This is a genomic window from Virgibacillus xinjiangensis (genome assembly GCF_042643145.1).
GTDB classification, from domain to species: domain Bacteria; phylum Bacillota; class Bacilli; order Bacillales; family Amphibacillaceae; genus Virgibacillus_O; species Virgibacillus_O xinjiangensis.
Genome location: NZ_JBHRSA010000046.1, coordinates 57,338 through 83,051, shown reverse-complemented (window position 1 = coordinate 83,051; position 25,714 = coordinate 57,338). Strand labels below are relative to the sequence as shown.

The 25,714-nt window shown below is 44.2% G+C and carries 22 protein-coding genes, 2 tRNA genes and 1 other annotated feature; of the genes, 20 read left to right on the top strand and 4 right to left on the bottom strand.

Annotated features, from left to right (window positions below; translation table 11 throughout):
* Nucleotides 1-177: 177 nt before the first annotated feature.
* From dnaN to ACFOGI_RS12350, 7 genes are all read left to right on the top strand, one after another.
* Nucleotides 178-1,314: a DNA polymerase III subunit beta gene (gene dnaN / locus ACFOGI_RS12380; protein WP_390272972.1), complete on the top strand. Its 1,137-nt coding sequence runs from the start codon at nucleotides 178-180 to the stop codon at nucleotides 1,312-1,314.
* A 252-nt stretch (nucleotides 1,315-1,566) separates the two neighbouring features.
* Nucleotides 1,567-1,788 carry a S4 domain-containing protein YaaA gene (yaaA, locus tag ACFOGI_RS12375; protein WP_390273489.1) on the top strand — a complete coding sequence of 74 codons (222 nt, stop codon included), beginning with the start codon at nucleotides 1,567-1,569 and terminating at the stop codon, nucleotides 1,786-1,788.
* A gap of 3 nt (nucleotides 1,789-1,791) precedes the next feature.
* Nucleotides 1,792-2,904 (top strand): DNA replication/repair protein RecF, encoded by a 1,113-nt coding sequence (gene recF / locus ACFOGI_RS12370; protein WP_390272968.1) that lies wholly within the window; start codon nucleotides 1,792-1,794, stop codon nucleotides 2,902-2,904.
* 19 nt (nucleotides 2,905-2,923) lie between these two features.
* Nucleotides 2,924-3,223, top strand: a complete 300-nt coding sequence (gene remB / locus ACFOGI_RS12365; protein WP_390272965.1) for an extracellular matrix regulator RemB — start codon at nucleotides 2,924-2,926, stop codon at nucleotides 3,221-3,223.
* A gap of 57 nt (nucleotides 3,224-3,280) precedes the next feature.
* Nucleotides 3,281-5,200, top strand: a complete 1,920-nt coding sequence (gene gyrB, locus ACFOGI_RS12360; RefSeq protein WP_390272962.1) for a DNA topoisomerase (ATP-hydrolyzing) subunit B — start codon at nucleotides 3,281-3,283, stop codon at nucleotides 5,198-5,200.
* Between the two features lie 91 nt (nucleotides 5,201-5,291).
* Nucleotides 5,292-7,799 (top strand): DNA gyrase subunit A, encoded by a 2,508-nt coding sequence (gene gyrA, locus ACFOGI_RS12355; protein ID WP_390272959.1) that lies wholly within the window; start codon nucleotides 5,292-5,294, stop codon nucleotides 7,797-7,799.
* A gap of 340 nt (nucleotides 7,800-8,139) precedes the next feature.
* Nucleotides 8,140-9,354, top strand: a complete 1,215-nt coding sequence (locus tag ACFOGI_RS12350; RefSeq protein ID WP_390272957.1) for a carboxylate--amine ligase — start codon at nucleotides 8,140-8,142, stop codon at nucleotides 9,352-9,354.
* Between the two features lie 37 nt (nucleotides 9,355-9,391).
* Here the strand turns inward: ACFOGI_RS12350 and ACFOGI_RS12345 are convergent, their stop codons facing one another.
* Entirely contained in the window at nucleotides 9,392-10,348 is a 957-nt protein-coding gene (locus ACFOGI_RS12345; protein ID WP_390272954.1) for a YaaC family protein, read from the bottom strand.
* 159 nt (nucleotides 10,349-10,507) lie between these two features.
* Between ACFOGI_RS12345 and guaB the strand changes: the two genes are divergently transcribed.
* The 8 genes from guaB to ACFOGI_RS12305 all read left to right on the top strand — a co-directional run bounded on the left by guaB (nucleotide 10,508) and on the right by ACFOGI_RS12305 (nucleotide 18,336).
* Complete coding sequence (gene guaB, locus ACFOGI_RS12340) at nucleotides 10,508-11,980, top strand: IMP dehydrogenase (protein WP_390272951.1); 1,473 nt, start codon at nucleotides 10,508-10,510, stop codon at nucleotides 11,978-11,980.
* A gap of 201 nt (nucleotides 11,981-12,181) precedes the next feature.
* Entirely contained in the window at nucleotides 12,182-13,465 is a 1,284-nt protein-coding gene (locus ACFOGI_RS12335; RefSeq protein WP_390273486.1) for a serine hydrolase, read from the top strand.
* 58 nt (nucleotides 13,466-13,523) lie between these two features.
* Complete coding sequence (gene pdxS / locus ACFOGI_RS12330; protein ID WP_390272948.1) at nucleotides 13,524-14,408, top strand: pyridoxal 5'-phosphate synthase lyase subunit PdxS; 885 nt, start codon at nucleotides 13,524-13,526, stop codon at nucleotides 14,406-14,408.
* Nucleotides 14,409-14,423: 15 nt separating this feature from the next.
* A complete protein-coding gene (gene pdxT / locus ACFOGI_RS12325) occupies nucleotides 14,424-15,017 on the top strand; it encodes a pyridoxal 5'-phosphate synthase glutaminase subunit PdxT (RefSeq protein WP_390272945.1) in 594 nt (197 codons plus the stop codon).
* A 33-nt stretch (nucleotides 15,018-15,050) separates the two neighbouring features.
* Nucleotides 15,051-15,273: a binding site (T-box leader), on the top strand.
* Nucleotides 15,274-15,337: 64 nt separating this feature from the next.
* A complete protein-coding gene (gene serS / locus ACFOGI_RS12320) occupies nucleotides 15,338-16,615 on the top strand; it encodes a serine--tRNA ligase (RefSeq protein WP_390272942.1) in 1,278 nt (425 codons plus the stop codon).
* Between the two features lie 94 nt (nucleotides 16,616-16,709).
* A tRNA-Ser gene (locus tag ACFOGI_RS12315) sits at nucleotides 16,710-16,802 on the top strand.
* Nucleotides 16,803-17,209: 407 nt separating this feature from the next.
* Nucleotides 17,210-18,028, top strand: coding sequence for a pyrroline-5-carboxylate reductase (gene proC / locus ACFOGI_RS12310; RefSeq protein ID WP_390272939.1), 819 nt, complete (start codon nucleotides 17,210-17,212; stop codon nucleotides 18,026-18,028).
* A gap of 11 nt (nucleotides 18,029-18,039) precedes the next feature.
* Nucleotides 18,040-18,336 carry a TIGR04104 family putative zinc finger protein gene (locus ACFOGI_RS12305; protein ID WP_390272935.1) on the top strand — a complete coding sequence of 99 codons (297 nt, stop codon included), beginning with the start codon at nucleotides 18,040-18,042 and terminating at the stop codon, nucleotides 18,334-18,336.
* A 58-nt stretch (nucleotides 18,337-18,394) separates the two neighbouring features.
* Here ACFOGI_RS12305 and ACFOGI_RS12300 read toward each other — a convergent pair whose 3' ends face one another.
* Together ACFOGI_RS12300 and ACFOGI_RS12295 are read right to left on the bottom strand one after the other, a co-directional pair.
* Nucleotides 18,395-19,078: a deoxynucleoside kinase gene (locus tag ACFOGI_RS12300; protein ID WP_390272933.1), complete on the bottom strand. Its 684-nt coding sequence runs from the start codon at nucleotides 19,076-19,078 to the stop codon at nucleotides 18,395-18,397.
* Between the two features lie 16 nt (nucleotides 19,079-19,094).
* Nucleotides 19,095-19,733, bottom strand: coding sequence for a deoxynucleoside kinase (locus tag ACFOGI_RS12295; protein ID WP_390272930.1), 639 nt, complete (start codon nucleotides 19,731-19,733; stop codon nucleotides 19,095-19,097).
* A gap of 129 nt (nucleotides 19,734-19,862) precedes the next feature.
* Here ACFOGI_RS12295 and ACFOGI_RS12290 point away from each other — a divergent pair.
* From ACFOGI_RS12290 to ACFOGI_RS12270, 5 genes are all read left to right on the top strand, one after another.
* A tRNA-Arg gene (locus tag ACFOGI_RS12290) sits at nucleotides 19,863-19,935 on the top strand.
* A 118-nt stretch (nucleotides 19,936-20,053) separates the two neighbouring features.
* On the top strand, nucleotides 20,054-20,320 hold the full coding sequence (locus ACFOGI_RS12285) for a holin (RefSeq protein ID WP_390272928.1): 267 nt from the start codon (nucleotides 20,054-20,056) through the stop codon (nucleotides 20,318-20,320).
* A gap of 231 nt (nucleotides 20,321-20,551) precedes the next feature.
* Nucleotides 20,552-21,775 (top strand): dicarboxylate/amino acid:cation symporter, encoded by a 1,224-nt coding sequence (locus ACFOGI_RS12280; RefSeq protein WP_390272926.1) that lies wholly within the window; start codon nucleotides 20,552-20,554, stop codon nucleotides 21,773-21,775.
* 191 nt (nucleotides 21,776-21,966) lie between these two features.
* Nucleotides 21,967-23,682: an acetate--CoA ligase gene (acsA, locus tag ACFOGI_RS12275; RefSeq protein WP_390272923.1), complete on the top strand. Its 1,716-nt coding sequence runs from the start codon at nucleotides 21,967-21,969 to the stop codon at nucleotides 23,680-23,682.
* A gap of 89 nt (nucleotides 23,683-23,771) precedes the next feature.
* Complete coding sequence (locus ACFOGI_RS12270; protein ID WP_390272921.1) at nucleotides 23,772-24,293, top strand: hypothetical protein; 522 nt, start codon at nucleotides 23,772-23,774, stop codon at nucleotides 24,291-24,293.
* Between the two features lie 125 nt (nucleotides 24,294-24,418).
* Here the strand turns inward: ACFOGI_RS12270 and hmpA are convergent, their stop codons facing one another.
* A complete protein-coding gene (gene hmpA / locus ACFOGI_RS12265; RefSeq protein WP_390272918.1) occupies nucleotides 24,419-25,651 on the bottom strand; it encodes an NO-inducible flavohemoprotein in 1,233 nt (410 codons plus the stop codon).
* Nucleotides 25,652-25,714 lie beyond the last annotated feature (63 nt).

The following is a 25,714-nucleotide window of genomic DNA, read 5'->3' as shown; positions in this document are numbered from 1 at the left end:
CATGTGGATACTGTGGAGTCACGCCCATATCTGTCAACAAGTTGTCCACAGTGGATAACTCCAACAGACAACCATTTTTCTTGACTTATCCACATAAACACAGCCCTTATTACTATTATTACGGTATTTTATAAATAAAAATATATATACAGAACTTCCATTAGGAGGATTTATTTCATGAAATTCGTTATCCAACGTGATCAATTGATAGCAAGTGTCCAAGATGTGATGAAGGCAATTTCGCCCAGAACAGTAATTCCTATCCTGACCGGGATGAAAGTCGAAGCAAAACATCATGGAATAACACTTACCGGAAGTGATTCCGACATATCCATTGAATCCTATATCCCTGCCGAGGAAGATGGGAATGTCAATGTGGAGCAGATTGAAGAAGGCAGCATCGTCCTTCAGGCGAAATATTTTCCTGATATCGTAAAAAAACTACCGGAAAAAACGGTGGAGATCACAGCCGATGAAAATTTAAAAGTCACGATTAAATCAGGAAAAGCAGAGTTTAATCTGAACGGCCAAGATGCAGCAGAATATCCACAACTGCCAAAACTTCAAACAGATGACAGTTTTGAAATGCCGACAGACTTATTGAAAAGCATGATCAAACAAACGGTCTTTGCTGTTTCCACAATGGAAACCCGTCCAATTTTGACAGGTGTCAATATGAAACTTGCAGAAAACAAGTTATCTTTTACCGCTACTGACAGCCATCGTCTGGCCTCTAGGGAAATCCCCATTCCAAATGCAAATACGGAATTTCCAAGCATCGTCGTTCCTGGCAAAAGCCTGAATGAGCTGAATAAAATCTTGGATGATACAGAAGAAAAAGTGGAAATCAGTGTCACTAATAATCAAATCCTATTCCGTACGGAGCATCTGAATTTCCTATCTCGTCTACTTGATGGAAATTATCCGGAAACTTCCAGGTTGATTCCAGACCAAAGCAAAACAGTCATCTATGCCAAAACAAAGGAATTGCTGGGTTCCATTGACCGTGCTTCACTACTTGCAAAAGAAGAGCGTAATAATGTGGTGCGTCTTTCCACCGGAGAAGGCTCCCTTGTCGAAATAACAAGCAACTCTCCAGAAGTAGGTACTGTTGCTGAAGAAATCACCGTTTCAGGCATTGAAGGAGAAGAACTGAAAATTTCATTCAGTTCCAAATACATGATGGAAGCATTGCGAGCCATTGATTACGAAGAAGTTAAAATTGAATTCACTGGTGCTATGCGCCCTTTCATTATCCATCCAGCAAATGACGACCCTATTCTTCAACTGATTCTGCCTGTGCGTACTTATTGATAAGGAACGCTGAAAACACACTTGCTTGAATAAAAGTATGGTTTGAAGGACATAATATTATGTAAATCACAGCTCTTATCGTACACCGATGGGAGCTTTTCTTTTCCATAGAAGCAAAATAAAGGCTATATAAGCGCTTTTTTTATGAATCCGAGGGTAAACCTTTCTTTATATCGAAAACTTTAGTAAAATAGGTTATAGGACGTTTTAGAATATAACTATTAAATATCCAATGAAATTTGGTGAATGGAATTGCAGGAAAAGATTGAAATAAATACAGAATATATCCAGCTTGGACAATTCATAAAGCTTGCAAACATTCTGGAATCCGGCGGGATGGTAAAAGCTTTTCTGCAGGACGAAGGGGTATTGGTCAACGGGGAACGCGAGCATCGCCGCGGCAGGAAGTTATACCCTGACGATGTCATCGAAGTGGAAGGCATTGGAGTCTACCTCGTAACTAAAGAGGGTTAGTACATGCATATCGAGCATCTGCAATTAAAAAATTACCGGAATTACGAAAAGCTGGATATCTCTTTTGATGACAAAGTGAACCTGATCATCGGTGAAAATGCCCAGGGCAAGACGAATTTGATGGAAGCTATTTATGTCTTGGCTTTGACCAAGTCGCATCGGACTTCCAAAGAAAAAGAACTGATCCAGTGGGATAAGGATTTTTCGAGGGTCGAAGGTCGTGTGTTCAAGCAGAACCGGTCGTTTCCACTTGAGATCATCTTATCCAATAAAGGCAAAAAAGCTAAATTGAACAGAATTGAACAACAGCGTCTGAGTGATTATATCGGGGCGATGAATATTGTCATGTTTGCCCCTGAGGATCTTACCCTGGTGAAAGGTCCTCCCCATACACGCAGACGTTTTATTGATATGGAGCTTGGACAGATACAACCTCGCTATATTTATCATCTCGGGCAATATCAAAAAATTCTCAAACAGCGAAACCACTTGTTGAAGCAGCTGCAGCGTAGAGAAACGAAAGATCCAACCATGCTCCGTGTGCTGTCGGAACAACTAGTGGAACATGCCTCGTCCTTATTGGAGAGGCGGTTTGTTTTTTTAGATCTCCTGAGAAAGTGGGCAGGTCCGATTCATCATGGGATCAGCAGAAGCCTTGAAAAGCTGGAAATTCAATATAATCCCACTATTGAAGTATCAGAAGAAGAAAATAAGGAAAAAATAGAAACTATCTATCTCCAAAGATTCCAGGAAATTGAGGAGAAAGAAATAGATCGGGGCACGACACTTATCGGTCCTCACCGTGATGATCTGACATTCCGGGTCAACGGCAAGGATGTCCAGGTCTATGGATCACAGGGGCAGCAGCGTACTGCTGCTTTATCTGTGAAATTAGCAGAAATTGAACTGATCCATAAAGAAATCGGCGAATATCCAATCCTTCTCCTTGATGATGTGCTGAGTGAACTGGATGACTATCGTCAATCCCATTTATTGCACACCATTCAAGGCAAGGTCCAAACCTTTGTATCTACTACAAGCGTGGATGGGATTAATCACGAAACACTAAGGAAAGCGGAACAGTTCCATGTGGATAATGGAACTGTCGATACCTAATCCAAGGGGAGCCATGCTTATGTTTATTCATATAGGAAATGATCATGTTATCCAATCCAACGATGTGATTGCAATTCTTGACTTTCATTTGATTTCCTCATCTTCCATTATGGAGGAAATGGTAACCGAATGGGCAGTCCAGAAGAAAGTGCTCGGTCCTATGGAGGATGCGAAATCTGTCATGATCACCAAGGACATCATCTACTATAGCCAACTATCTGTCAGTACATTGAAGAAAAGGGCGAGCATGATTTCGACAATAAGCAAACTAGATGACTATTCAGAAGAAATAAAAGATGAAGAGTCGGATCAAGAATAACCTATTGGCTGCGATTATATCAGCCTATTATGAAGAATTGAAGGTGGAATGATGGCAATGGAAGATAAGAATCTGAACGAACAGGCTTATGGAGCAGACCAGATCCAGGTGTTAGAAGGCCTTGAAGCCGTGCGTAAAAGGCCGGGGATGTATATTGGCTCTACCAGTGGAAAAGGGCTTCACCATCTAGTCTGGGAAATCGTCGATAATAGTATAGATGAGGCCCTGGCAGGCTATTGTGATCATATTCAAGTGATCATTGAAGAGGATAACAGTATCACGGTAAAGGACAATGGACGGGGAATTCCGGTCGATGTTCAGAAAAAAACTGGCCGTCCTGCCCTGGAAGTAATTATGACAGTCCTTCATGCCGGCGGTAAATTCGGTGGAGGAGGGTATAAGGTTTCAGGCGGTTTGCATGGTGTTGGTGCTTCCGTTGTAAATGCACTTTCCAGCAGTTTGGAAGTGTATGTGCACCGGGATAATAAGATATACTTCCTTGCATTCGAGAAGGGTGTACCACAAGGGGAAATCGAAGTAATCGGTGAGACTGATATTACCGGTACAGTCATCCATTTCACCCCTGACCGCGAGATATTTACAGAAACAACAGAATATGAATATGACATATTGACCCAACGTCTGCGAGAAATGGCTTTTCTTAACAGAGGGCTGACCATGACAGTTGAGGATAAACGTACAGGTGAGGAGCCCGTAAGCTATTATTATGAAGGCGGCATAAATTCCTACGTCGAATTTTTGAACAGGACGAAAGACACCCTGCATGAGCCGTTTTATGCAGAAGGAGAAGATCAGGGCATTACTGTAGAAATTTCCATCCAGTACAACGATGGCTTTGCCAGTAATCTTTATTCTTATGCAAATAATATTCACACGCATGAGGGAGGAACCCATGAATCAGGGTTCCGTACCGGTCTGACGAGGGTGATCAATGATTATGCCCGCAAAAATAACATGTTTAAAGAAAACGACCCCAACCTCTCCGGTGATGACGTACGAGAAGGCATGACAGCCATTGTTTCCGTCAAGCATCCGGATCCACAATTCGAAGGCCAGACAAAAACAAAACTGGGCAACAGTGAAGTTCGTCAAGTCGTCGATGCTGTATTCAGTGAGAATCTATCCAAATTCCTCTTTGAGAACCCATCCATCGGTAAAACCATCGTGGAAAAAGGATTGATGGCCTCACGGGCTAGGCTTGCTGCCAAAAAAGCAAGAGAGTTGACCAGAAGGAAGAGTGCCTTGGAAGTGTCCAATCTGCCAGGAAAGTTGGCTGACTGTTCTTCCCGCAATGCGGAGATCAGTGAACTTTATATTGTGGAGGGAGACTCTGCAGGCGGTTCGGCAAAAGCAGGAAGGGATCGTCATTTCCAGGCTATCCTTCCTTTACGGGGAAAGATATTGAATGTGGAGAAGGCACGTCTGGATAAAATCCTTTCCAATAATGAAGTCCGTGCGATGATAACAGCCCTTGGAACTGGGATTGGTGAGGACTTTGATATCAGCAAAGCCCGTTATCATAAAGTAGTCATTATGACAGATGCCGATGTGGACGGCGCCCATATCCGCACCTTATTATTAACCTTTTTCTACAGGTATATGCGTCCATTGATCGAGCATGGATATATTTATATTGCACAACCGCCGCTTTATAAGGTGCAACAAGGAAAAAATGTCCATTATGCATACAATGATGCAGAACTGGATCGGATCATGGCGGAGATACCTAAAACACCGAAACCTGGATTGCAGCGGTATAAGGGGCTAGGTGAAATGAATGCTACCCAGTTATGGGAGACGACAATGGATCCGGATACCCGGACACTTCTCCAGGTGGATCTTGCGGATGCCATGGATGCTGATCAGGTTTTTGACATGTTGATGGGAGACAAAGTAGAGCCACGGCGACTCTTCATTGAAGAAAATGCACAATATGTGCAGAATCTTGATGTCTGAACCGGTTAATGAACAGTCATAACAGCTGTTTCAAATAGATTGTAATTCAGGAAGAGATCACTATTGAAAAATAGTGATAGGAGGTAATCAAATGTCAGAGGAACAACGTTCGAACGTTCAAGAAATAAATATCAGCAAGGAGATGCGCACCTCCTTCCTTGACTATGCGATGAGTGTTATTGTCGCTCGTGCGCTTCCCGATGTACGCGATGGCATGAAGCCTGTACACCGCCGAATCCTCTATGCAATGAACGATCTCGGTATGCATTCAGATAAGGCACATAAGAAATCGGCTCGTATTGTGGGGGAAGTTATTGGTAAATACCACCCGCACGGGGATTCCGCTGTATACGAAACCATGGTACGGATGGCGCAGGATTTCAGCTATCGGAACATGCTTGTGGATGGCCATGGAAACTTCGGTTCTGTCGATGGGGATTCCGCAGCGGCCATGCGGTATACCGAAGCCAGAATGTCCAAGATTTCCATGGAACTTATGCGGGATATCAACAAAGATACGATTGACTACCAGGAAAACTATGATGGAACCGAACGAGAGCCGGTAGTTCTTCCGGCAAGATTCCCCAATCTGCTAGTCAATGGTGCTGCTGGAATAGCTGTCGGGATGGCTACGAATATACCTCCACATAATCTGGGGGAAACAATTGATGCCGTACTGGCTGTCAGTAAGGACCCGGACATCACTATCAATGAATTGATGGAAGATCACCTGCCGGGGCCAGACTTCCCAACCGCCGGCCAAATACTGGGCAGGAGCGGTATCCGTAAGGCTTATGAAACTGGAAAGGGATCTATTACCCTTAGGGCCAAGGTAGAAATTGAAGAACAGCCGAATGGAAAGGAAAAAATTCTGGTCACGGAATTGCCTTATCAGGTCAACAAGGCAAGACTCGTAGAAAAGATTGCGGAGCATGTCCGGGAAAAAAGGATTGAAGGAATAACGGACCTGCGGGACGAGTCCGACCGTAATGGTATGCGTGTGGTAATAGAAGTTCGTAAAGACGCCAATGCCAACGTAGTATTGAACAACCTTTACAAGCATACTGCCCTTCAGACAACGTTCGGCATAAATATGCTTTCTTTAGTTGATGGCCAGCCTAAGGTGTTGAATATTAAACAGTGCCTGGTGTATTACCTGGAACATCAGAAGGTCATCATTAAGCGACGTACTGCATTTGAACTGCGCAAAGCAGAGGCAAGAGCACACATCCTTGAAGGACTGCGTGTCGCTTTGGACCATTTGGATGAAGTAATCTCTCTTATCCGTAATTCCAAAACTACTGATATCGCCAGAGAGGGACTGATTGAAAGGTTTGAGCTGTCGGAAAAACAAGCCCAGGCCATTCTGGACATGCGTTTGCAGCGTCTGACAGGACTGGAAAGAGAAAAAATTGAGGATGAATATGCGGAACTTCAGAAACTGATTGCTGAATTGAAAGCCATTTTGGCGGATGAAGAAAAAGTCCTCGAAATCATTCGGAAAGAGCTTTTAGATATAAAAGAGCGATTCAATGATGATCGCCGTACTGAAATCGTTGCAGGGGGAGCTGGGTTCCTTGAGGATGAAGATCTAATTCCAGAGGAAAACGTTGTGATCACCCTTACACATCAGGGGTATATCAAACGCCTTCCCGCTTCCACTTATCGCACCCAGAAACGTGGCGGAAGAGGGATTCAGGGAATGGGAACCAATGAAGACGATTTTGTGGAGCATCTGGTGTCCACTTCAACCCATGATACCCTGCTCTTCTTTACGAACAAGGGGAAAGTGTATAAGACAAAAGGTTATGAGGTACCTGAATTCAGCCGTACCGCGAAAGGCATACCGATCATAAACCTTCTGCAGGTGGAAAAAGGCGAATGGGTAAATGCTGTCATCTCTGTCAGCGAATATGCGGAGGATAAATACTTATTCTTCACTACCCGACATGGGATTTCCAAACGTACCTCCCTCGCAAGATTTGCCAATATCCGAAAAGGCGGTTTGATTGCTGTAAGCCTTCGGGATGAAGATGAACTTATTTCTGTAAGATTGACGGATGGCAGTAAGGATATGATGCTTGCTACCAAGCACGGATACCTCATCCGCTTTGAAGAAACACAAATCCGTACAATGGGCCGAACAGCTGCAGGTGTAAAAGGAATCTCCCTCAGAGAAAACGATGAAGTCGTATCTATGGAAATATTGGAGAAAGATTCGAACATCCTGCATGTGACAAGCAAAGGGTTTGGGAAGCAGACACCTGAAGTAGAATACCGCCGGACCAACCGGGGTGGAAAAGGAATCTTCACTTGTAAACTCGCCGATAAAACGGGTGATGTCGCTGCGGTAAAAGCTGTTTCCGGTAATGAGGATTTGATGCTTATCACCGTAGCAGGTGTATTGATTCGCATTCCTGTTGCCGATATCTCTCGGACAGGAAGAAACACAATGGGAGTCAGGCTAATACGCCTGGAAGAAGAAGAAGAAGTAGCAACCGTTGCGAGAATAGGCAATGAAGAAGAAGAGGAAAAAATAGAAGAGGCTGCAGAGCACACAGAAGAAGATACAGAAAGCACATCAACAGACGAAGAGTGATAATATCAAAGGTCAGTTCCTTTTATGGGGCTGTCCTTTTTAACGTCATCTCGATGAAACTATTGGAAGACAACTGAAGGACTAACGGGATAGGCAGCAAATATATACATGGACCATGCAATCCTTTCTCCAGCCCAAAAAAGAGAGTAGGAAGGACAATTAGCCCTTCCTCGATGAAATAGGAATAGGCAAACATGAATGGTCCCTATTTTGAAGCAGGTGTTGAGACAGTGTCCGTTTACTCCTAATGCTCCATTCACTTCCTGCTTCCGGTTACAACCCCATAAATGATATAGTAAGTATAGTATACTCATTTTTACAAGCATTACAGGAGGACCAGATGAAGAATTCACCCTTTGTACCAGTAATTGTAGGAACAGATATAAATGCATATAATATGGCTGTTTCTTTCCATGAGAAATACGGCATTAAACCGATTCTTGTGGGCAGACAGCAAATGGCTTTCACCAATCTCAGTTCCATTATGGACAGAATTGAAATCCATCCTGATTTGGCCCAGGAGGGAAGATTCGCTGATATCCTTAATAAGCTGGCAAGTAAATTGAAAAAAGAAGGGCAAAGGCTCTTGTTGGTTGGCACCAATGATGTCTATGTCCGTCTGATCATCGAAAACAGGCAAGAACTAGAGGGCAACTACGAATTCAGCTACATATCTGAACAGTTGTTGGACCAGCTGCAGAACAAATCAAATTTCTATAAACTGTGCGATCAGCATGGAATTGATACACCTACCACCCATTTCTACGACTGTGCTGCAGATGGGCAGTTCGATAAAGAGATGATGTACCCGGTCATTATCAAACCTAGTAATGGAATTGAATACTACAATCACAGTTTTGAAGGGCAAAAGAAAGTATACCGGGTAGACAGCCGGGAAGAAGTCCAGCAGGTTATCGATAAAATCAAGAGAAGTGGCTACCGGGAGGAATTGATTATACAGGATTATATACCTGGGGATGATACATTCATGTGGGATTCCGTGGTATATTTGAATTCCAGGGGAGAAACGCAATTGGTTTCCTTCGGTCAGGTAGTCCTACAAGAACACACTCCTACAGCGATCGGGAATTATACTGCTGTCATTTCCCGCTATAACAAGGATATGATGGAAAAATTGCGCACTTTCCTGGAAGAGGTCGGATACGTAGGGTTTGCAAACTTTGATATGAAATATGACGAACGGGACGGAAAATTCAAGGTGTTTGAAGTGAACATCCGCCAAGGAAGGTCTAGTTATTATGTGAATGCTCTTGGCCATAATATGGCGGAGTATATTGCCGATGATGTCATCCATGATAAGGCTAAGCCACTGACTTTCCTGAATAAAGAAGTACTGTTTACAGTCGTGCCCAGAGCGGTATTGAGGAAGTTTGTTGCCAATCAGGAGGTCAAGAAAGATATCAAACGCCTGTTGAAGCAAGGAAAATGGGTGAACCCCCTGTTTTATAAGAAAGATAAGAACTTTAAGCGAAAACTGTATTTATTGATTCGGCAGGTAAATTATTACCGGAAATACAAGAATAATAAGTGGTGATCAAAAAGCTGCATTCCTTGCACAGGGATGCAGCTTTTTACTGTTCAGGCTTAAGCATCAAATAAGTGCCACAAAGGTACAGTACTTTTTCTGAAGCAAAGGACAGATAATGCCTGATGATGGAGTAGTCCTCGCCATATTTCGTGGAAAACAGTTCTCCCCAATATTCTGTTTCATACCGGCTGATCATACTGAGGTTATACAATAGCAAGTAGTGGATGAGTATTTCCGGCAATGGAATATAATCCTCTCTGTTACATGGAAAGTATATTTTTTCATGTCCCAAGTGGAAATAAAAGGGTCCGACGGAGTGCCGTATGGGCTCTTCCAATTTTATTACCATGTGTTTCTTTGTCTTCCCGGTCGTACGGATAGGCAATCCGTTCGTTTTCAGTCGATGGAGAAAGGATTTCTCCGTCAAATGATAGCTATCGAGCAATTCATGAGGGAACTGCAAGGATGTTGAATGAAGATCTGCAACCTCAATACATTTATCAGCAGAGTTCCACTGCAGAAAATCATTCATCTCCGGCACGAGTCCAAACAGGGTTTTCATCTTTATCCTGTCTAAAGGCTGTCTCTGTAAAGGGAATAAATGTTCAAGCGCATATCGAAATAGGCCATTCTGCTGTATCTTCACTTCATCTTCATAAAAGGTATACTGTTTCTTCTTCCTCTTTCTGGAAGTAACTCCATGTGCAAGAATAGATGTTGATTCAGGATATTCGGGACGAATGGTCAGAAGGCAGGCTTTTAAAAGATGTGTCAGTCCATAGAAACACAGTAGCGGCTTAAGCCGGGCATCCACCCTCTTCGATTCCTCCAGAAAAAGCTGGCCTTGATCAAGATAATACAAAAATCCCGCGCTGTTCTCGAAACTCTTCCCCTCCCCCTTAACATCCGGCATCTTGCTATAGCAATCCCTTAAATACACTTGGCTTGTCTGGAGGTTTTTCAGGTGGGTTAAATAGGTTTCTATGTATCCGTTGTCCATGAAGGTCCCCCCGCTGAGACGTTGTAAAATTTTGAATCTATTTATTTTTGCCATGTGGTTGAAAATGAAAAGTCGATAACGTAAAGTATATAAAAATAAGTAGTATTCACGTAGCATTTCCATTGTGGATGAAAACCATACATAATAAGGAGGATGAACATGCGGGAGGATAAATTTGCAAAAGAAGGATTGACATTCGACGATGTATTACTAATGCCGGCAGAGTCGGAGATACTGCCGAAAGATGTACAGTTAGGTACAGACTTGTCGGAGAATTTGAAGCTTAAGGCTCCATTCATCAGTGCAGGGATGGACACGGTCACAGAGGCAGAGCTTGCAATAGCTATGGCACGCCAAGGCGGTTTAGGGATCATCCATAAGAACATGTCCATCGAAGAGCAAGCGGATCAGGTAGACAAGGTGAAACGCTCAGAGAGTGGGGTCATTACGGATCCATTTTTCCTCACACCGGAACATCAAGTATACGATGCTGAACATCTCATGGGGAAATTTCGTATTTCCGGTGTCCCAATTGTCAACTCCATTGAGGAACAGCAGCTTGTTGGTATTTTGACCAACCGCGACCTTCGTTTTATCCAGGATTATTCTATCCGAATCTCTGAGGTAATGACAAGTACAAACCTCGTCACCGCTCCGGTAGGGACTACACTGGAAGAAGCGGAGAAACTGTTGCATCAACATAAGATTGAAAAGCTTCCGTTGACAGATGAAAGTGGTATTCTTAAGGGATTGATTACCATTAAGGACATTGAAAAGGTCATTGAGTTTCCAAATGCAGCAAAGGATTCCAAAGGAAGATTGGTAGCCGGCGCAGCTGTAGGAGTGACAGGTGACGCAATGAAGAGAATTGATAAGTTGGTGGAAGCCGGTGTGGATGTCGTTGTCATTGATACAGCACATGGGCATTCAAAGGGCGTCATTGAACAAGTAAGGAACGTGCGAGAAGCATATCCCGACTTGGACATCATTGCGGGTAACGTGGCTACGGCAGAAGGAACTAGGGCATTGATTGAAGCAGGAGCATCCATTGTCAAAGTCGGTATTGGACCTGGATCGATTTGTACCACTCGCGTAGTAGCCGGTGTGGGCGTTCCACAAATTACGGCAGTTTATGATTGTGCTTCAGAGGCATCTAAATTCGATGTCCCTGTGATAGCTGATGGCGGCATCAAATATTCCGGAGATATTGTCAAAGCATTGGCAGCCGGTGCACATGCTGTGATGCTCGGGAGCATGTTTGCTGGGGTAGCTGAAAGTCCTGGTGAAACAGAAATCTATCAAGGGCGCCAGTTTAAAGTCTATCGAGGCATGGGATCTGTAGGAGCAATGAAATCGGGGTCTAAAGACCGTTATTTCCAAGAGGAATCCGATAATAAGAAACTAGTGCCTGAGGGCATTGAAGGTAGAGTAGCTTATAAAGGCCCTCTTGCTGATACGGTGCATCAACTTATTGGAGGCTTGCGTTCTGGCATGGGATATTGCGGGACATCGACAATCACTGACTTGCGAAGGGATGCGAGATTCATCCGCATCACTAATGCCGGTCTGAGGGAGAGCCACCCGCATGATGTACAGATAACCAAAGAAGCACCCAATTATTCTTTGAACTAGTATCATCTGTAATAGGGGGGCGGTACTGCCAGCTCCCCCTTTCTATCAATCCCCGTCATTCTGCTGTCAACCACATTTCCTAATCTTTTTTTCTATGATAGAATAAGGAAAGGCATAGAGATGCTTTAAACTACAGTGGAGGTACAGAAGTTGAGGTATAAAAGTATAAAAAGTCTTACGTTTTTACTGGCCATTATAGTTATGGTTTTTACAGCTGTTGGTCAGCCGCTCACAGCTCATGCACAGGTTGAGCTTGATCTTGATGCGGAATCGGCAATACTGGTAGATGCTGAAACAGGAAAAATATTATATGCTAAATCGCCTGATCAGGCCCTCCCGCCTGCCAGCATGACCAAAATGATGACAGAATATTTGGTGTTGGAAGCGATTGATGAGGGGCATATCAGTTGGGATACTACGACACAAATAAGTGATTACCCTTACAGTATTTCTGCAAACACCTTATTTTCCGGTGTCGGACTTACTCAAGGAAAAGACTACACGGTTCGAAAGTTGTATGAAGCAATGGCTGTTAATTCGGATAATGCCACAACCATTGCACTGGCCGAGCTTATTGCCGGTTCTGAAACGGAATTTGTTGAAATGATGAATGCCAAAGCAGAAGAGATGGGACTATCGGAATATAAGTTCGTCAACTCTACCGGTTTGGATAATGAATCGCTAGGTGAAAACCGTCCAGAGGGGACCGAACCAAATGCGACAAACCTCCTTTCCGCACGCTCTTCAGCCTATTTGGCATATCACCTGATCAATGATTACCCACAGGCGTTGGAATTTTCCAGCATGCCACAGATAGAGTTTGAAGGTTATACGATCGATAATTGGAATTGGATGCTTGAACATGAGGGCATTTCTCTTCAGCAATTCTATTATGAAGGTGTCGACGGGCTTAAAACGGGAAATACAGAGCTTGCCGGCTACACGTTTACAGGTACAGCTGAAAGAAACGGCAGACGTCTTATATCCGTTGTTATGAAGACGGACAGCAGAGAAGAGAGATTTGAAGAAACAGAGGTACTGCTTGACTACGGTTTTGAAAATTTCCAGCACCATGAGTTGGCTCCTGCAGGCTATCAGAAGGAAGACCAACCAACCCTACCAGTTGATAAAGGGAAAGAGAATGAAGTAAATATCTCTACCGCCGAAGCGATCAACCTCCCTATTAAAGAGGGGGAAGAAGACCTTTATCAGATCACGTATCAGTTGGACGAAAAAAAACTGAATGAAGATGGTGAATTGACTGCTCCGATTGGAGAGGGAGAAGTCATTGGGAAGGCAGAAGTAGTCTACCAAGGAGAAAATGATTATGGATATATTTTTTCGGATGGTACTGGATCTGTGGATTTAGTAACTGAATCAGCAGTCGAAAAGGATAACTGGTTCATGCTGACACTGGGAGCTGTCGGCGACTTCTTCAGCAGCCTATTCGGTTCAGCAGTTGATTGGATCAAGGGGCTGTTCTAGCAGGATTCATAGATATAATGAAAGTCTTATATATTAAAAACATACAGGGGGAAAAAGCATGACGAATACAGGTACAGAACGAGTGAAGCGCGGAATGGCTGAAATGCAGAAAGGCGGCGTCATCATGGATGTCGTCAATGCCGAGCAGGCTAAAATTGCCGAGGAGGCTGGAGCAGTAGCCGTAATGGCGTTGGAAAGAGTTCCTTCTGATATCCGTGCTGCCGGCGGTGTTGCCAGAATGGCAGACCCGACAGTCACAGAAGAAGTCTTGAATGCCGTTTCCATTCCGGTCATGGCCAAGGCCCGAATCGGCCATATTGTAGAAGCGAGAGTACTGGAAGCAATGGGTGTAGACTATATTGATGAGAGTGAAGTATTGACACCTGCCGACGAAGTATTCCACTTGAGCAAGTCGGATTACACCGTTCCCTTCGTCTGTGGCTGCCGTAATTTGGGAGAGGCTGCCCGCCGTATTGGTGAAGGTGCTTCCATGCTGAGGACTAAAGGAGAACCAGGAACAGGGAACATTGTGGAAGCTGTCCGTCATATGCGCCAGGTTCAGTCGGAAATCCGCAAAGTGTCCTCCATGTCCAAGGACGAAGTGATGACCTATGCCAAAGAAATTGGTGCACCGTTCGAACTACTGCTGCAAATCCGTGAAGAAGGACGTCTTCCGGTCGTTAACTTTGCAGCTGGAGGAATTGCTACCCCTGCAGACGCAGCTCTAATGATGGAACTGGGAGCAGACGGTGTATTTGTCGGATCAGGAATCTTCAAATCCGCCAATCCTGCGAAATTTGCCAAGGCTATTGTGGAAGCAACCACCCATTACCAAGACTATTCATTAATCGCCGAGCTCTCCAAGGATCTTGGTACAGCGATGAAAGGTCTGGAGATGAGTACAATTTCAGCCGATGAACGCATGCAAGACCGCAGCGAATAGAAAGAAGGTGTTCAGATGACTGCTACAATTGGTGTGCTGGCCCTGCAAGGGGCTGTGAGGGAACATATACGATCTGTGAAGGAATCAGGAGCATATGCCATTGAGGTAAAGAGAAAAGAACAATTGGATGAGATTGATGGCTTGATTCTCCCAGGTGGAGAAAGCACCACCATGCGCCGCTTGATCGACAGTTATGGTTTTTTTGAAGCCATCCAGAAATTCGGAGAACAGGGAAAGCCTGTTTTCGGAACCTGTGCCGGTCTTATTTTGATGGCCTCATCCATTGAAGGACAAAAGGATGCACATCTGGGTCTGATGGACATGAAAGTTGCTAGAAATGCATTCGGCCGTCAGGTTGCAAGTTTTGAAGCGGAATTGGATATCGGGCGTATAGGGGAACCGTTTAATGCTGTGTTCATCCGTGCCCCTTATATTACGGAAACCGGGGTTGAAGTGGAAGTCCTGGCAACTTATGAAGAACGGATTGTAGCTGCAAGACAGGGGCAATATCTATGTACAGCTTTTCATCCGGAACTGACCGATGATAATAGAATTATCGCCTATTTCGTCTCCATGGTCGAAGGGACTTTGCAGACAGTTGCATCCTGAAAAAAATTCAGCTATGATATAGAATAATAAATCGAAACAGTAATGACAGGAAGCAGTAGCAGTATATTCATCCCGAAGAGAGTCGATGGTTGGTGAAAATCGATGGTGAAATGCTGTGAATCCATCCTTGAACTGGTTTACGGAAGGCTTTGTGCAGGAAGTAGACCCGGTTATGCACCGTTAACAGCGTAGAGCCGGAAGAGTACCAACTCTTCAACAAGGGTGGCAACGCGGGAATCAACCTCTCGTCCCTACATTTAGGGACAGGGGTTTTTTTCATGTGAATGGACACTATGAGTATATTTTAAGGAGGAATAATTATGCTGGATATGAAGTATCTTCGAAATAACTTTGCAGAGGTGAAAGAGAAATTATCTCATCGCGGGGAGGATTTATCCGAACTTGATAAATTTGAAGAGCTGGATGAAAAGCGAAGGAATTTGATTAGTGACAGTGAGAAGTTGAAAGCGGAAAGAAACGAAGCTTCCAAGCAGATTTCCGTACTGAAGAAAGAGAAGAAGGATGCAGAGCCGGCAATTAAAGAGATGCGAGAAGTAGGCCAACGGATCTCGGCATTGGATAAAGAGTTGAAAGAAACGGAGGAGCAGCTCGACCGTATTATGCTCTCTATTCCGAATATCCCTCATGAGAGCGTCCCTGTCGGAGAAGATGAAGAGGATAATTTAGAGGCAAGAAAATGGGGGAAACTTCCTGAATTTGAATATGAAGCCCAAGCACATTGGGATATTGCAACCAATCTGGATATCCTGGACTTTGAAAGGGCGGCAAAAGTGACGGGTAGTCGATTTGTTTTCTACAAAGGAATGGGGGCTAGGCTGGAACGTGCTCTTCTGAATTTCATGATGGATCTACATGCGGATGAACATGGTTATCAGGAAATGCTGCCTCCTCAGATGGTGAACCGGACGAGTATGACTGGCACCGGGCAGCTTCCAAAGTTTGAAGAAGATGCATTCAAAGTGGAGGATTGGGACTACTTCATGATCCCGACCGCCGAGGTACCGGTAACCAATTATCATCGCGATGAAATCTTGTCAGCTGAAGAACTGCCGAAAAAATATGTCGCATACAGTGCCAACTTCCGTTCAGAAGCGGGTTCTGCAGGACGTGATACCAGGGGGCTGATCCGTCAGCATCAATTTAACAAAGTAGAGCTGGTTCATTTGGCGAAGCCGGAAGAATCGTATGAAACATTGGAAACGCTGACCGGCAATGCAGAAAGAGTCCTGCAACTGCTTAAGTTGCCGTATCGGGTAATGAGCATGTGTACAGGTGACCTAGGCTTTACTGCCGCCAAGAAATATGATATTGAGGTATGGATTCCTAGTCAGGATACGTATCGGGAAATCTCCTCTTGTTCCAACTTTGAGGATTTCCAGGCCAGACGTGCAGGGATCCGTTACCGGAAGGAAGCAAACGGGAAACCGGAGTTCGTCCATACGCTGAATGGCTCAGGGCTCGCCATTGGAAGGACAGTTGCAGCTATCTTGGAAAATTACCAGCAAGAGGATAGTTCCGTGATCATCCCGGAAATCCTTCGTCCGTATATGGGCGGAAAAGAAAAGCTGGAGAAATAGGAGAGAGGGATGTCCTCTCTCTTTTCTTAAAAAAAATATTATTAAGGATTGACAGGTTATTTTCTGCATGGTATAGTAGTTCTTGTCTTATTACGGAGGTATACCCAAGTCTGGCTGAAGGGATCGGTCTTGAAAACCGACAGGCGGGTCAAACCGCGCGGGGGTTCGAATCCCTCTACCTCCTCCATTATTAAAACAGCGCATAAAAATTGGAGATATTGAAACCGTTGCGAAGAATGCAACGGTTTTTTAATGACCGCATGGTTTTTGTGATTTATGGTACAATTGACATTGGATAATAAACTACATATAGTACAACATAAACGTAGATAAATGACAGACAATGACCAGGTCACTAGTCCATAAAACCTTCCGAAAGAGATTGGAATCCTTCGGCTGTAAGATTCCAACGGACAGGAGTGGATGAACCTGCCTGGGAGTCGTTAGTGAAGACTGACCGCAGGCAACTGTGTTATCAATAAAGTTGGGCACCTATTACGACTGCAGGGTGCCAATAAAGGTGGTACCGCGGAAGCCCATTCCGTCCTTTCCCAGGACGAAATGGGCTTTTTCATTGAAAAAGGAGGACAGTACATGGATAAAAAAATCGGATTCATCGGAGCGGGTTCCATGGCGGAATCAGTAATAAGTGGGATTGTAAACGCAGAAATACTGCCGTCGGAGCATATCATGGCGACAAATAAAAGCAATCAAGAGAGGCTGGATAAATTAGAAAGTGATTATCGGATCCGCACGGTTAACGATACAAAACAAATGGTCGCTGAGAGTGATATTATCATCCTCGCAACCAAACCTCATGACGTAGAAGCAACCATCGATTCCATAAAAGAAGTTATCAAAGACGGGCATATGCTGATCTCCGTCAGTGCAGGAATCCCCACGGATTATATTTCTTCATTAATCGGCAACCAGGACATTCCTATCATCCGTGCGATGCCAAATACTTCTGCTGCTGTCAGGCAATCCGCCACAGCCATTGCTGCAGGAAAGTATGCAGATGAAGCTCATGTGAAAGAAACCGAGAATCTATTCAATACGATAGGATCCACAACCATCGTCAAAGAGGAAGACATGCATACGGTGACGGGGGTATCTGGGAGTGGTCCTGCATACTTCTACTATATGGTTGAAGCAATGGAGAAGGCAGCTGTCGAAAGCGGCCTAGCAGAAGAAACAGCAAGAGAGTTGATTACCCAAACAGTTGTTGGAGTCGGTGCGATGCTCCAATATTCAGAGGAACCTGCAAGTGAGCTGAGAAAAAAAATTATGAGTCCAAATGGCACCACGCAAGCTGGTATTGAAGCGTTGCAACATCATAATTTTGAAGACCTCATCATAGAATGTGTGAAAACCGCCAGTCAAAGATCCAGGGAACTTGGCGACGGAAAATGAGGTGAATAGGAATGCCGGTGTGCGCGCATTGCGGTTCGGTATGGAAGTATAAGGAAGCTGTTAAGCATGCTTTTCGTACAAAGATGATCTGTCCCTCGTGTTATGCAGATAATTACCATACCTTGAGCGGATGCGGCAAGGCAGCAATTTTTCCGCTATCCATGATCCTGTACAATTATTTGATCTATATGAGTCCAGACACTTCTCTTCCAAGAATGATGGCTGGAACAGCTGGAATCGGAGCGGCTGCTTTTTTTCTGCTCCCCTTCACTGTGGAACTGACTAAAAAGCAGGGGCATATCTGGTGAACCAATCAGAAATTCTCCAGCAAAAAAGGGTGCTCCCTTATTAGGAACACCCTCTATCTTATTTCAGTAATTGGCCTGTTTTCCTCTTTCGTGCATGCTGGATGAACTGGCCGACCTTCTCCAGAATAGGTTCGATCGAAGCATCTTCATTCATTAAATCATAATCGGCAATATTGATCCGTAAAATTGGGCATGCATTGAAGTTATTGATCCAATCCTCATACCGCTGATACATTTCCTCCCAATAAGAGACAGGTGTGCTTTTCTCCATTTCCCTTCCGCGATGTTGTATTCGCTCAACTACTTCATCAAATGACCCTTCCAGATAAATAAGCAGGTCAGGATGTGGGAAATAAGGAGTCATCACCATTGCATCAAATAGATTGGAATAGGTTTCATAGTCTGTTTTGGACATGGTTCCATTGTCATAATGCATCTTGGCAAAAATTCCAGTATCTTCATAAATAGAACGGTCTTGGACAAAACCCCCGCCATATTCGAAGATTTTCTTCTGCTCTTTGAAACGTTCGGCGAGAAAGTAAACCTGCAGATGGAAACTCCAGCGCTCAAAATCCGCATAAAAGTTTTCCAAATATGGGTTGGCATCCACCTTCTCAAGTGAAGTTTTAAATTGGAGGGCATCGGCCAATGCCTTGGTCATGGTTGATTTTCCCACACCGACAGTTCCAGCAACCGTAATCACACTGTCATGTGGAATATTATATTTATTTCGTGCGTTCATGTTTTGTTCTCCTTTATTATAATGCTGCTGTTTTTCTCAACTGTTGTTCCACTTCTGCTAGAATCCATTCAAGATCATTCTGATGCTGCACGAAATTACACTCATCCCCATTAATCCGGATGACAGGTATATCCGGATGCAGGGATTCAAATTGATCCATATACTGCTCATAATCCTCTGCAAGCTGAGCCAGATAACCTGGTTGGATATTTTGCTCGATGTCTCTCCCCCGTTTTCTGATCCGCTCAAGGATGGTATCGAGCCCTCCATACAAATAGATCATCATATTCGGTACAGGCATATCTTTTGTGAGTATATGATAAATTTGTTGATACTTTCCGAGTTTTTCTTCCGGCAGTGTACGTCTTGCAAATATCATATTCTTGGATATATGGTAATCAGCTATGACTGGTTTTTGTTGGTTCAGGTATTTTTTTTCAATATCCTCTAATTGCTTGAACCGATTGCAAAGAAAAAACATTTCCGTTTGAAAACTCCACTCTTCGATATCATCATAGAATTTGCCGAGAAATGGATTTTCTTCGACAATCTCCTTTAATAGGTGAAAGTCGAAATGTGACGCCAGTTTTTTCGCCAAGGATGTCTTTCCAATGCCGATCGGCCCCTCTATCGCAACGAATGGGGCGTCTGTCATAATTCCTCCTCCAATCTCAAAGACAGATGTATTTCATTTTATCACAGAACAGAAACCGATTCTATGTCGAAAATTATCACTTTGCAAGAAGGGTTTTTTTTTGTATAATAATAGTTGTGACTTACAAATGGCCCCGTAGCTCAGGGGATAGAGCATTGGTTTCCTAAACCATGTGCCGCAGGTTCGAATCCTGCCGGGGCCGTATTTATTCGAGGATAAGCTGCTTACTATTGGTAGGCAGCTTTTTTTGCCTTTTTATGGGAGAGTATCCCTTACCGTCTCCATCGTTCATTCATATATTGAATGAAGGGGGTGGTTGAATGGTAGAGATATTGGCTATCGCCACCATAATAGCTCCGGTGACAAGTGGCTTGGTACAGGCGTTGAAAGGAGCAGTGAAGCTTAACAAACGCTACATTCCTTTAATGGCTGTTATTGTAGGAACAGCCATCGGTGCTGCCGCCTTTTTTATCGAGGCCAGCTTGGGTGAAAGGCTATGGGCCGGCGGGATATCCGGTTTGGCATCGGTTGGGTTATTTGAGCTTGGAAAAATAAGGAGGGAGGAAAAGGAGGATCACATCAAGTGATAGCCATTTCCCTCCTCTTTTTTGTGCGTGCGCTGATTGTTTAGATTTTTGGGCAAATGGCTGTAGATATTCCACTCAAGTCTAAATTATGATAAACTCTGCTTTGTTGGTTCCTCTCTATTCCACTATCCTTGAATTCCCTCTTCATCGAACGAAATTTCAGTATTTTACCCTTTATGAACAGAATATAATGCAAGTAATCTTTATGGGAAAGAAAGGAGGCTATTGGCAATGAGTCTTACAAAGAAGATTATTATTGCGCTTATCCTCGGGGTTATTACAGGTATTGCACTAACCTTTGCACCCACAGATGTATTTTCGCCGGTTGACACATATATACTTTCACCGATTGGGCAAATATTCCTCAACCTGATCATGATGGTGGTCATCCCGATTGTATTCGTTTCCATCGTCCTTGGTACTGCCGGTCTGGGCGACCCTTCAAAGCTCGGAAAAATTGGTGTGCAGACCATTGCTTTTTATCTGATCACCACAGCAGTAGCTTTAAGTATTGGTATGGGAGTAGCCTACCTTCTGCAGCCAGGCGCAGAAGGTACTTTCAATGTGGAAACGGCTGATTATGAAGCAGAAACTGCACCACCAATCATGGACACACTTATCAATATTATTCCTGGAAACCCGATCGAGGCCCTTGCTTCTGGAGAAATGCTGCAAATTATTGCGTTTGCTATTTTTATTGGCATAGCTCTGGCCAATTTGGGAGAAAAAACGGCGGGTGTATTCCATCTGTTCGAGCAGGCTAATGATATTTTGATTTGGATCGTCAATGTGGTCATGAAGACAGCACCTTATGGAGCATTTGCGTTGATTGCTTCGGCTATTGGCGGAGCAGGATTGGATGCGGTCGGATCGATGGCTATGTATATGGTAGCTGTTATACTTGCATTGGTGCTCCATGCTGCTATCACTTATAGTTTGGCTATTTCGATCGTCGGCAGGGGCAACCCACTTACCTTCTACAAGGGATTTCTGCCTGCCATGTCAGTCGCCTTCAGTACATCCAGTTCGAGTGCAACCCTTCCGGTCTCAATGAAAACAGCCCAGGAAAACCTAGGAGTGCGAAAGTCGATCAGCAGCTTTGTCCAGCCCTTGGGAGCCACCATTAATATGGATGGCACCGGCATCATGCAAGCTGTTGCGACTGTCTTTATTGCCCAGGTATATGCTATACCACTTGATTTCACCGATCTTTTGATGGTTGTATTGACAGCTACACTGGCCAGTATCGGTACTGCAGGGGTGCCTAGTGTAGGTTTAATCATGCTTGCAATGGTATTGAACCAAATTGGCCTCCCTGTAGAAGGAATCGCATTGATTGTGGGTGTAGACCGATTGCTTGATATGCTTCGTACTTCCCTGAATATTACAGGTGACGCAACATGTGCTTATATTATTTCAGAAAATGAAAAGAGAAAAGAAATGAACGTTCAGTAGTCAATGTGAAAAGTCGCTCCTAGGAGCGGCTTTTTTGAAAGAAAAAATAATAGGTTTTATCGAAGTTTTATCGAAATGCTTTAAAAAGTTCACAAAATGTTCTAATATAGAAGTAGTTAGCAAAATCTTTGAACAATTTTATGTAATTAAAATTGTAATCGGTTGCAAAAAATTTAAAATGAGGTGATGAAATGGCAGTAAAGAATATCCCTGTACGGGAAGGTCAACCAAATCTGAAGGATTATGAAAAGGCTAGGGAAAACTTTTCCTGGGAAGAGATGAAGCAGCATTTCAGCTGGCATAAAACAGGCAAAGTAAACATGGCATATGAGGCCATCGACCGCCATGCCGAAGATCCTAAGAAGAAAAACAAAACAGCATTGCTCTATTCTTCCCCTGGCCGTGAGGAGAAAGTGACTTTCCATGATTTAAGCCGGTCGAGCAACCAATTTGCAAATGTGTTGAAGAACTATAATGTCAATAAAGGGGACCGGGTATTCCTATTCATGCCGAGAAGTCCTGAATTCTACACATCCTTCTTCGGAATTTTAAAAATAGGTGCCATAGCAGGGCCACTGTTTGAAGCATTTATGGAGCAGGCTGTCCGTGACCGGCTGCAGGATAGTGAAGCTAAAATCCTGATTACAACACCAGAACTTTTAGAGCGGGTACCTCAGCAAGATCTCCCCCATCTGGAGAAAATTGTTCTTGTAGGAGATCATGAGAAGAAGGGAGAACAATACATCGACTACAAACAAGAGATGGAAACAGCTTCAGAGGATTTTGACCTGGAATGGGTGGATTTGGAAGATGGAATGCTCCTCCACTATACATCGGGCTCTACCGGGAAGCCAAAAGGTGTTTATCATGTCCATAATGCCATGATTCAGCACTATGCTACAGCAGAGTGGGTACTTGACTTGAAAGAAGACGATGTCTACTGGTGTACAGCGGACCCGGGTTGGGTGACTGGAACGAGCTATGGGATTTTTGCTCCATGGCTGCATGGTGTCACAAATGTAGTCCGAGGTGGTCGTTTTACCCCGGAAGACTGGTATGGGACATTGGAAAAATACGAAGTGACCGTCTGGTATACGGCACCAACCGCATTGAGAAAATTGATGAGTGCGGGGGAAGAGGCTGTGAAGAAACATGCGCTCTCTCCATTGCGTCACATCTTAAGCGTAGGAGAACCATTGAATCCAGAAGTGATATCTTGGGGTCTCGATGCATTTGATCTCCGTATCCATGATACCTGGTGGATGACGGAAACGGGAGCACAACTTATCGTCAACTTCCCTTCGATGGAAATTCGTCCAGGTTCGATGGGTAAACCGATTCCAGGAGTGGAAGCGTCGATTGTCGATAATGAGGGGAATGAATTGCCGCCAAACCAGATGGGAAACCTGGCAATCAAAGAAGGTTGGCCTTCTATGATGCGTACGATATGGAATAGGCCGGAAAAGTATGAGAGCTATTTTATCAATGGTTGGTATGTATCCGGGGACAGTGCCTATAAGGATGAAGATGGTTATTTCTGGTTCCAAGGACGCCTGGATGATGTCATCAACACTTCCGGGGAAAGGGTCGGACCATTTGAAGTGGAAAGTAAACTGATTGAACATCCAGCTGTATCGGAAGCAGGTGTCATCGGGAAACCCGACCCTGAACGAGGAGAAATTATCAAAGCTTTCATTACCTTGAACGATGGCTATGAAGACTCTGATGAACTGCGTGAAGATATACGCAAGTTTGTCAAGACAGGGTTGAGCGCCCATGCTGCTCCAAGGGAATTGGAGGTAAAAGACTCCATTCCTAAAACGAGAAGCGGCAAGATCATGAGAAGGCTTCTCAAGTCCTGGGAGCTTGGCCTTCCTACGGGAGACACCTCAACATTAGAGGAGTAAGGAAAAGCTCCGGCATGCCTGCTGTTGGCAATCGCCGGAGCTTTTTACTATGCTGGAAAAAGAATATGAGGCAGAAAGGAATCAAACGAATGAAAGACCATTCTCTCCCTTCCGTAAAAAAATCAAGCAAGAGGGTCTACCCAGGCACCTCCTATGAAGTCCTTCCAGGGGATATTCTCTATTCCCATAAAATAGCACGTTCATCCTTTCTCGTCGGGCATGAAGGGATTGTCGGGCAAGATTACCGAATCTACCATGTTAATACAAGGGGGGACTACGGCCATGCAGATTCTCTTCCTGCTTACTTGAGCAGGCATCGACGTGGAGAGAGGCTGACTATACTAAGGTTTGAGAATAAAGAGTCAGCTCTGCATGCAGCCAGTTGGGCGGCAGGCAATATTGGAAGGGTAAAGCGCTACCGGTACACCCTTTCTTTAAAAGATATAACAAAAAACTACTGTTCGAAGTTTATTTGGCAGTCTTTCTATTATGGGACGGAAGAAAGCGTCGACCTTACTAGAAGCGGATTAAGCTGGCGAAGAAAGACCTTCCTAACCCCTGCACGCATTTATCGGTCTTTAGAGATAATTGGCCACTTCTTCAATGACTGAATCGACCTAGACCCTCATTCCATTGCAAAAAAACAGGCATACCAACCCTCCTAGGATTGGTATGCTGTTTACCATTAATTTCTCCTGTTACTCTCTCGCTTCCTTACAAGACTAATCCTTCCTGACTAGGATGCAGTAATATCCTCAGATGGCCCAAATACTTCATAGTGGATATCATTATCGGCTACATTCAATTGTTTTAGATACTGGTAGCAGGCCCGCATAAACCCTTTGGGACCACAGAAATAGAAAGCAGCCTGATTGGTCGGGAGGACTTCCTCCAGCCAAGCGCGATCCAGATGGCCGGTCTTATCACATGCTATTGGGTCGGCTGGCTCATCATACACGGTATAGGCGGTGACATTTGCATGTTCTTCTGTTATTTCTTGTACTCTTGCCTTCATTGCATGGACACGCTCATTACGGGAAGCGTGGATATAGATGACTTCCCGTTCCGGCTGCTTATCTATGACCGTTTCCAACATGCTCATCATTGGAGTCAGTCCCACTCCCCCACTGATCAATACAAGTGGCCGTTCGTCCAGCTGATCCAAAACAAAATCCCCTGCTGGAGCACTAATGGGCAGAATACTACCTTCTTCCACTTTTTCATGCAGGTAAGTGGAGACTTTACCGGCAGGGAATTCTCCCATTGGATCTTCCCTTTTTACGCTGATCCGGTACATATCGTTTCCAGGTGCCCAGGAGAGACTGTATTGACGCAATTGATTATAAGGTTCGTTTTCCATTTCAGCTTTAACGGTAATGTACTGTCCAGGCTGATAGGATGCCACTTCTCCCCCATCGGCAGGACGTAGGTAGAAAGAAGTGATCACATCACTTTCCTTTTCTTTCCTGACCACTTCAAAGTCACGGAAATCCACCCAACCTCCGGGCTTATTTTCGACTTCTTCATACATCTCCTTCTCGACCGATATAAATACATCGGCAATCACTCCATACGCCCGTTCCCAGGCTTGGAGAATCTCATCGGTTGCTGCATCTCCTAGAACCTCTTTCATGGCCAGAAGGAGGTTTTCTCCGACAATGGGATAGTGTTCTGCCTTGATATTCAAGCTGCGGTGTTTCTCTGCTATTTGTTTGACGACCGGTAGAATTTCTTCCAGCTGATCAATATGCAGTGCTGCTGCATAGACAGTGTTTGCAAGTGCTTTTGGCTGGTCCCCTTTCCTTTGATTCGTTTGGTTAAAAACATTTTTCAATTCCGGGTGGGTTTCAAAGAGTCTTTCATAAAACCGCTTGGTTATGTCTGTTCCGTGCTCCCTCAACACAGGGACCGTTGACTTGATGATATCTTTTGTTACTTGGTCAAGACCTGTCTTTGTTTCTGTTGCCAATTTGCAACACTCCTTAAATGTTAAAAGATGTATTTTCTATACATGTTTAATTGTATCCCTTTT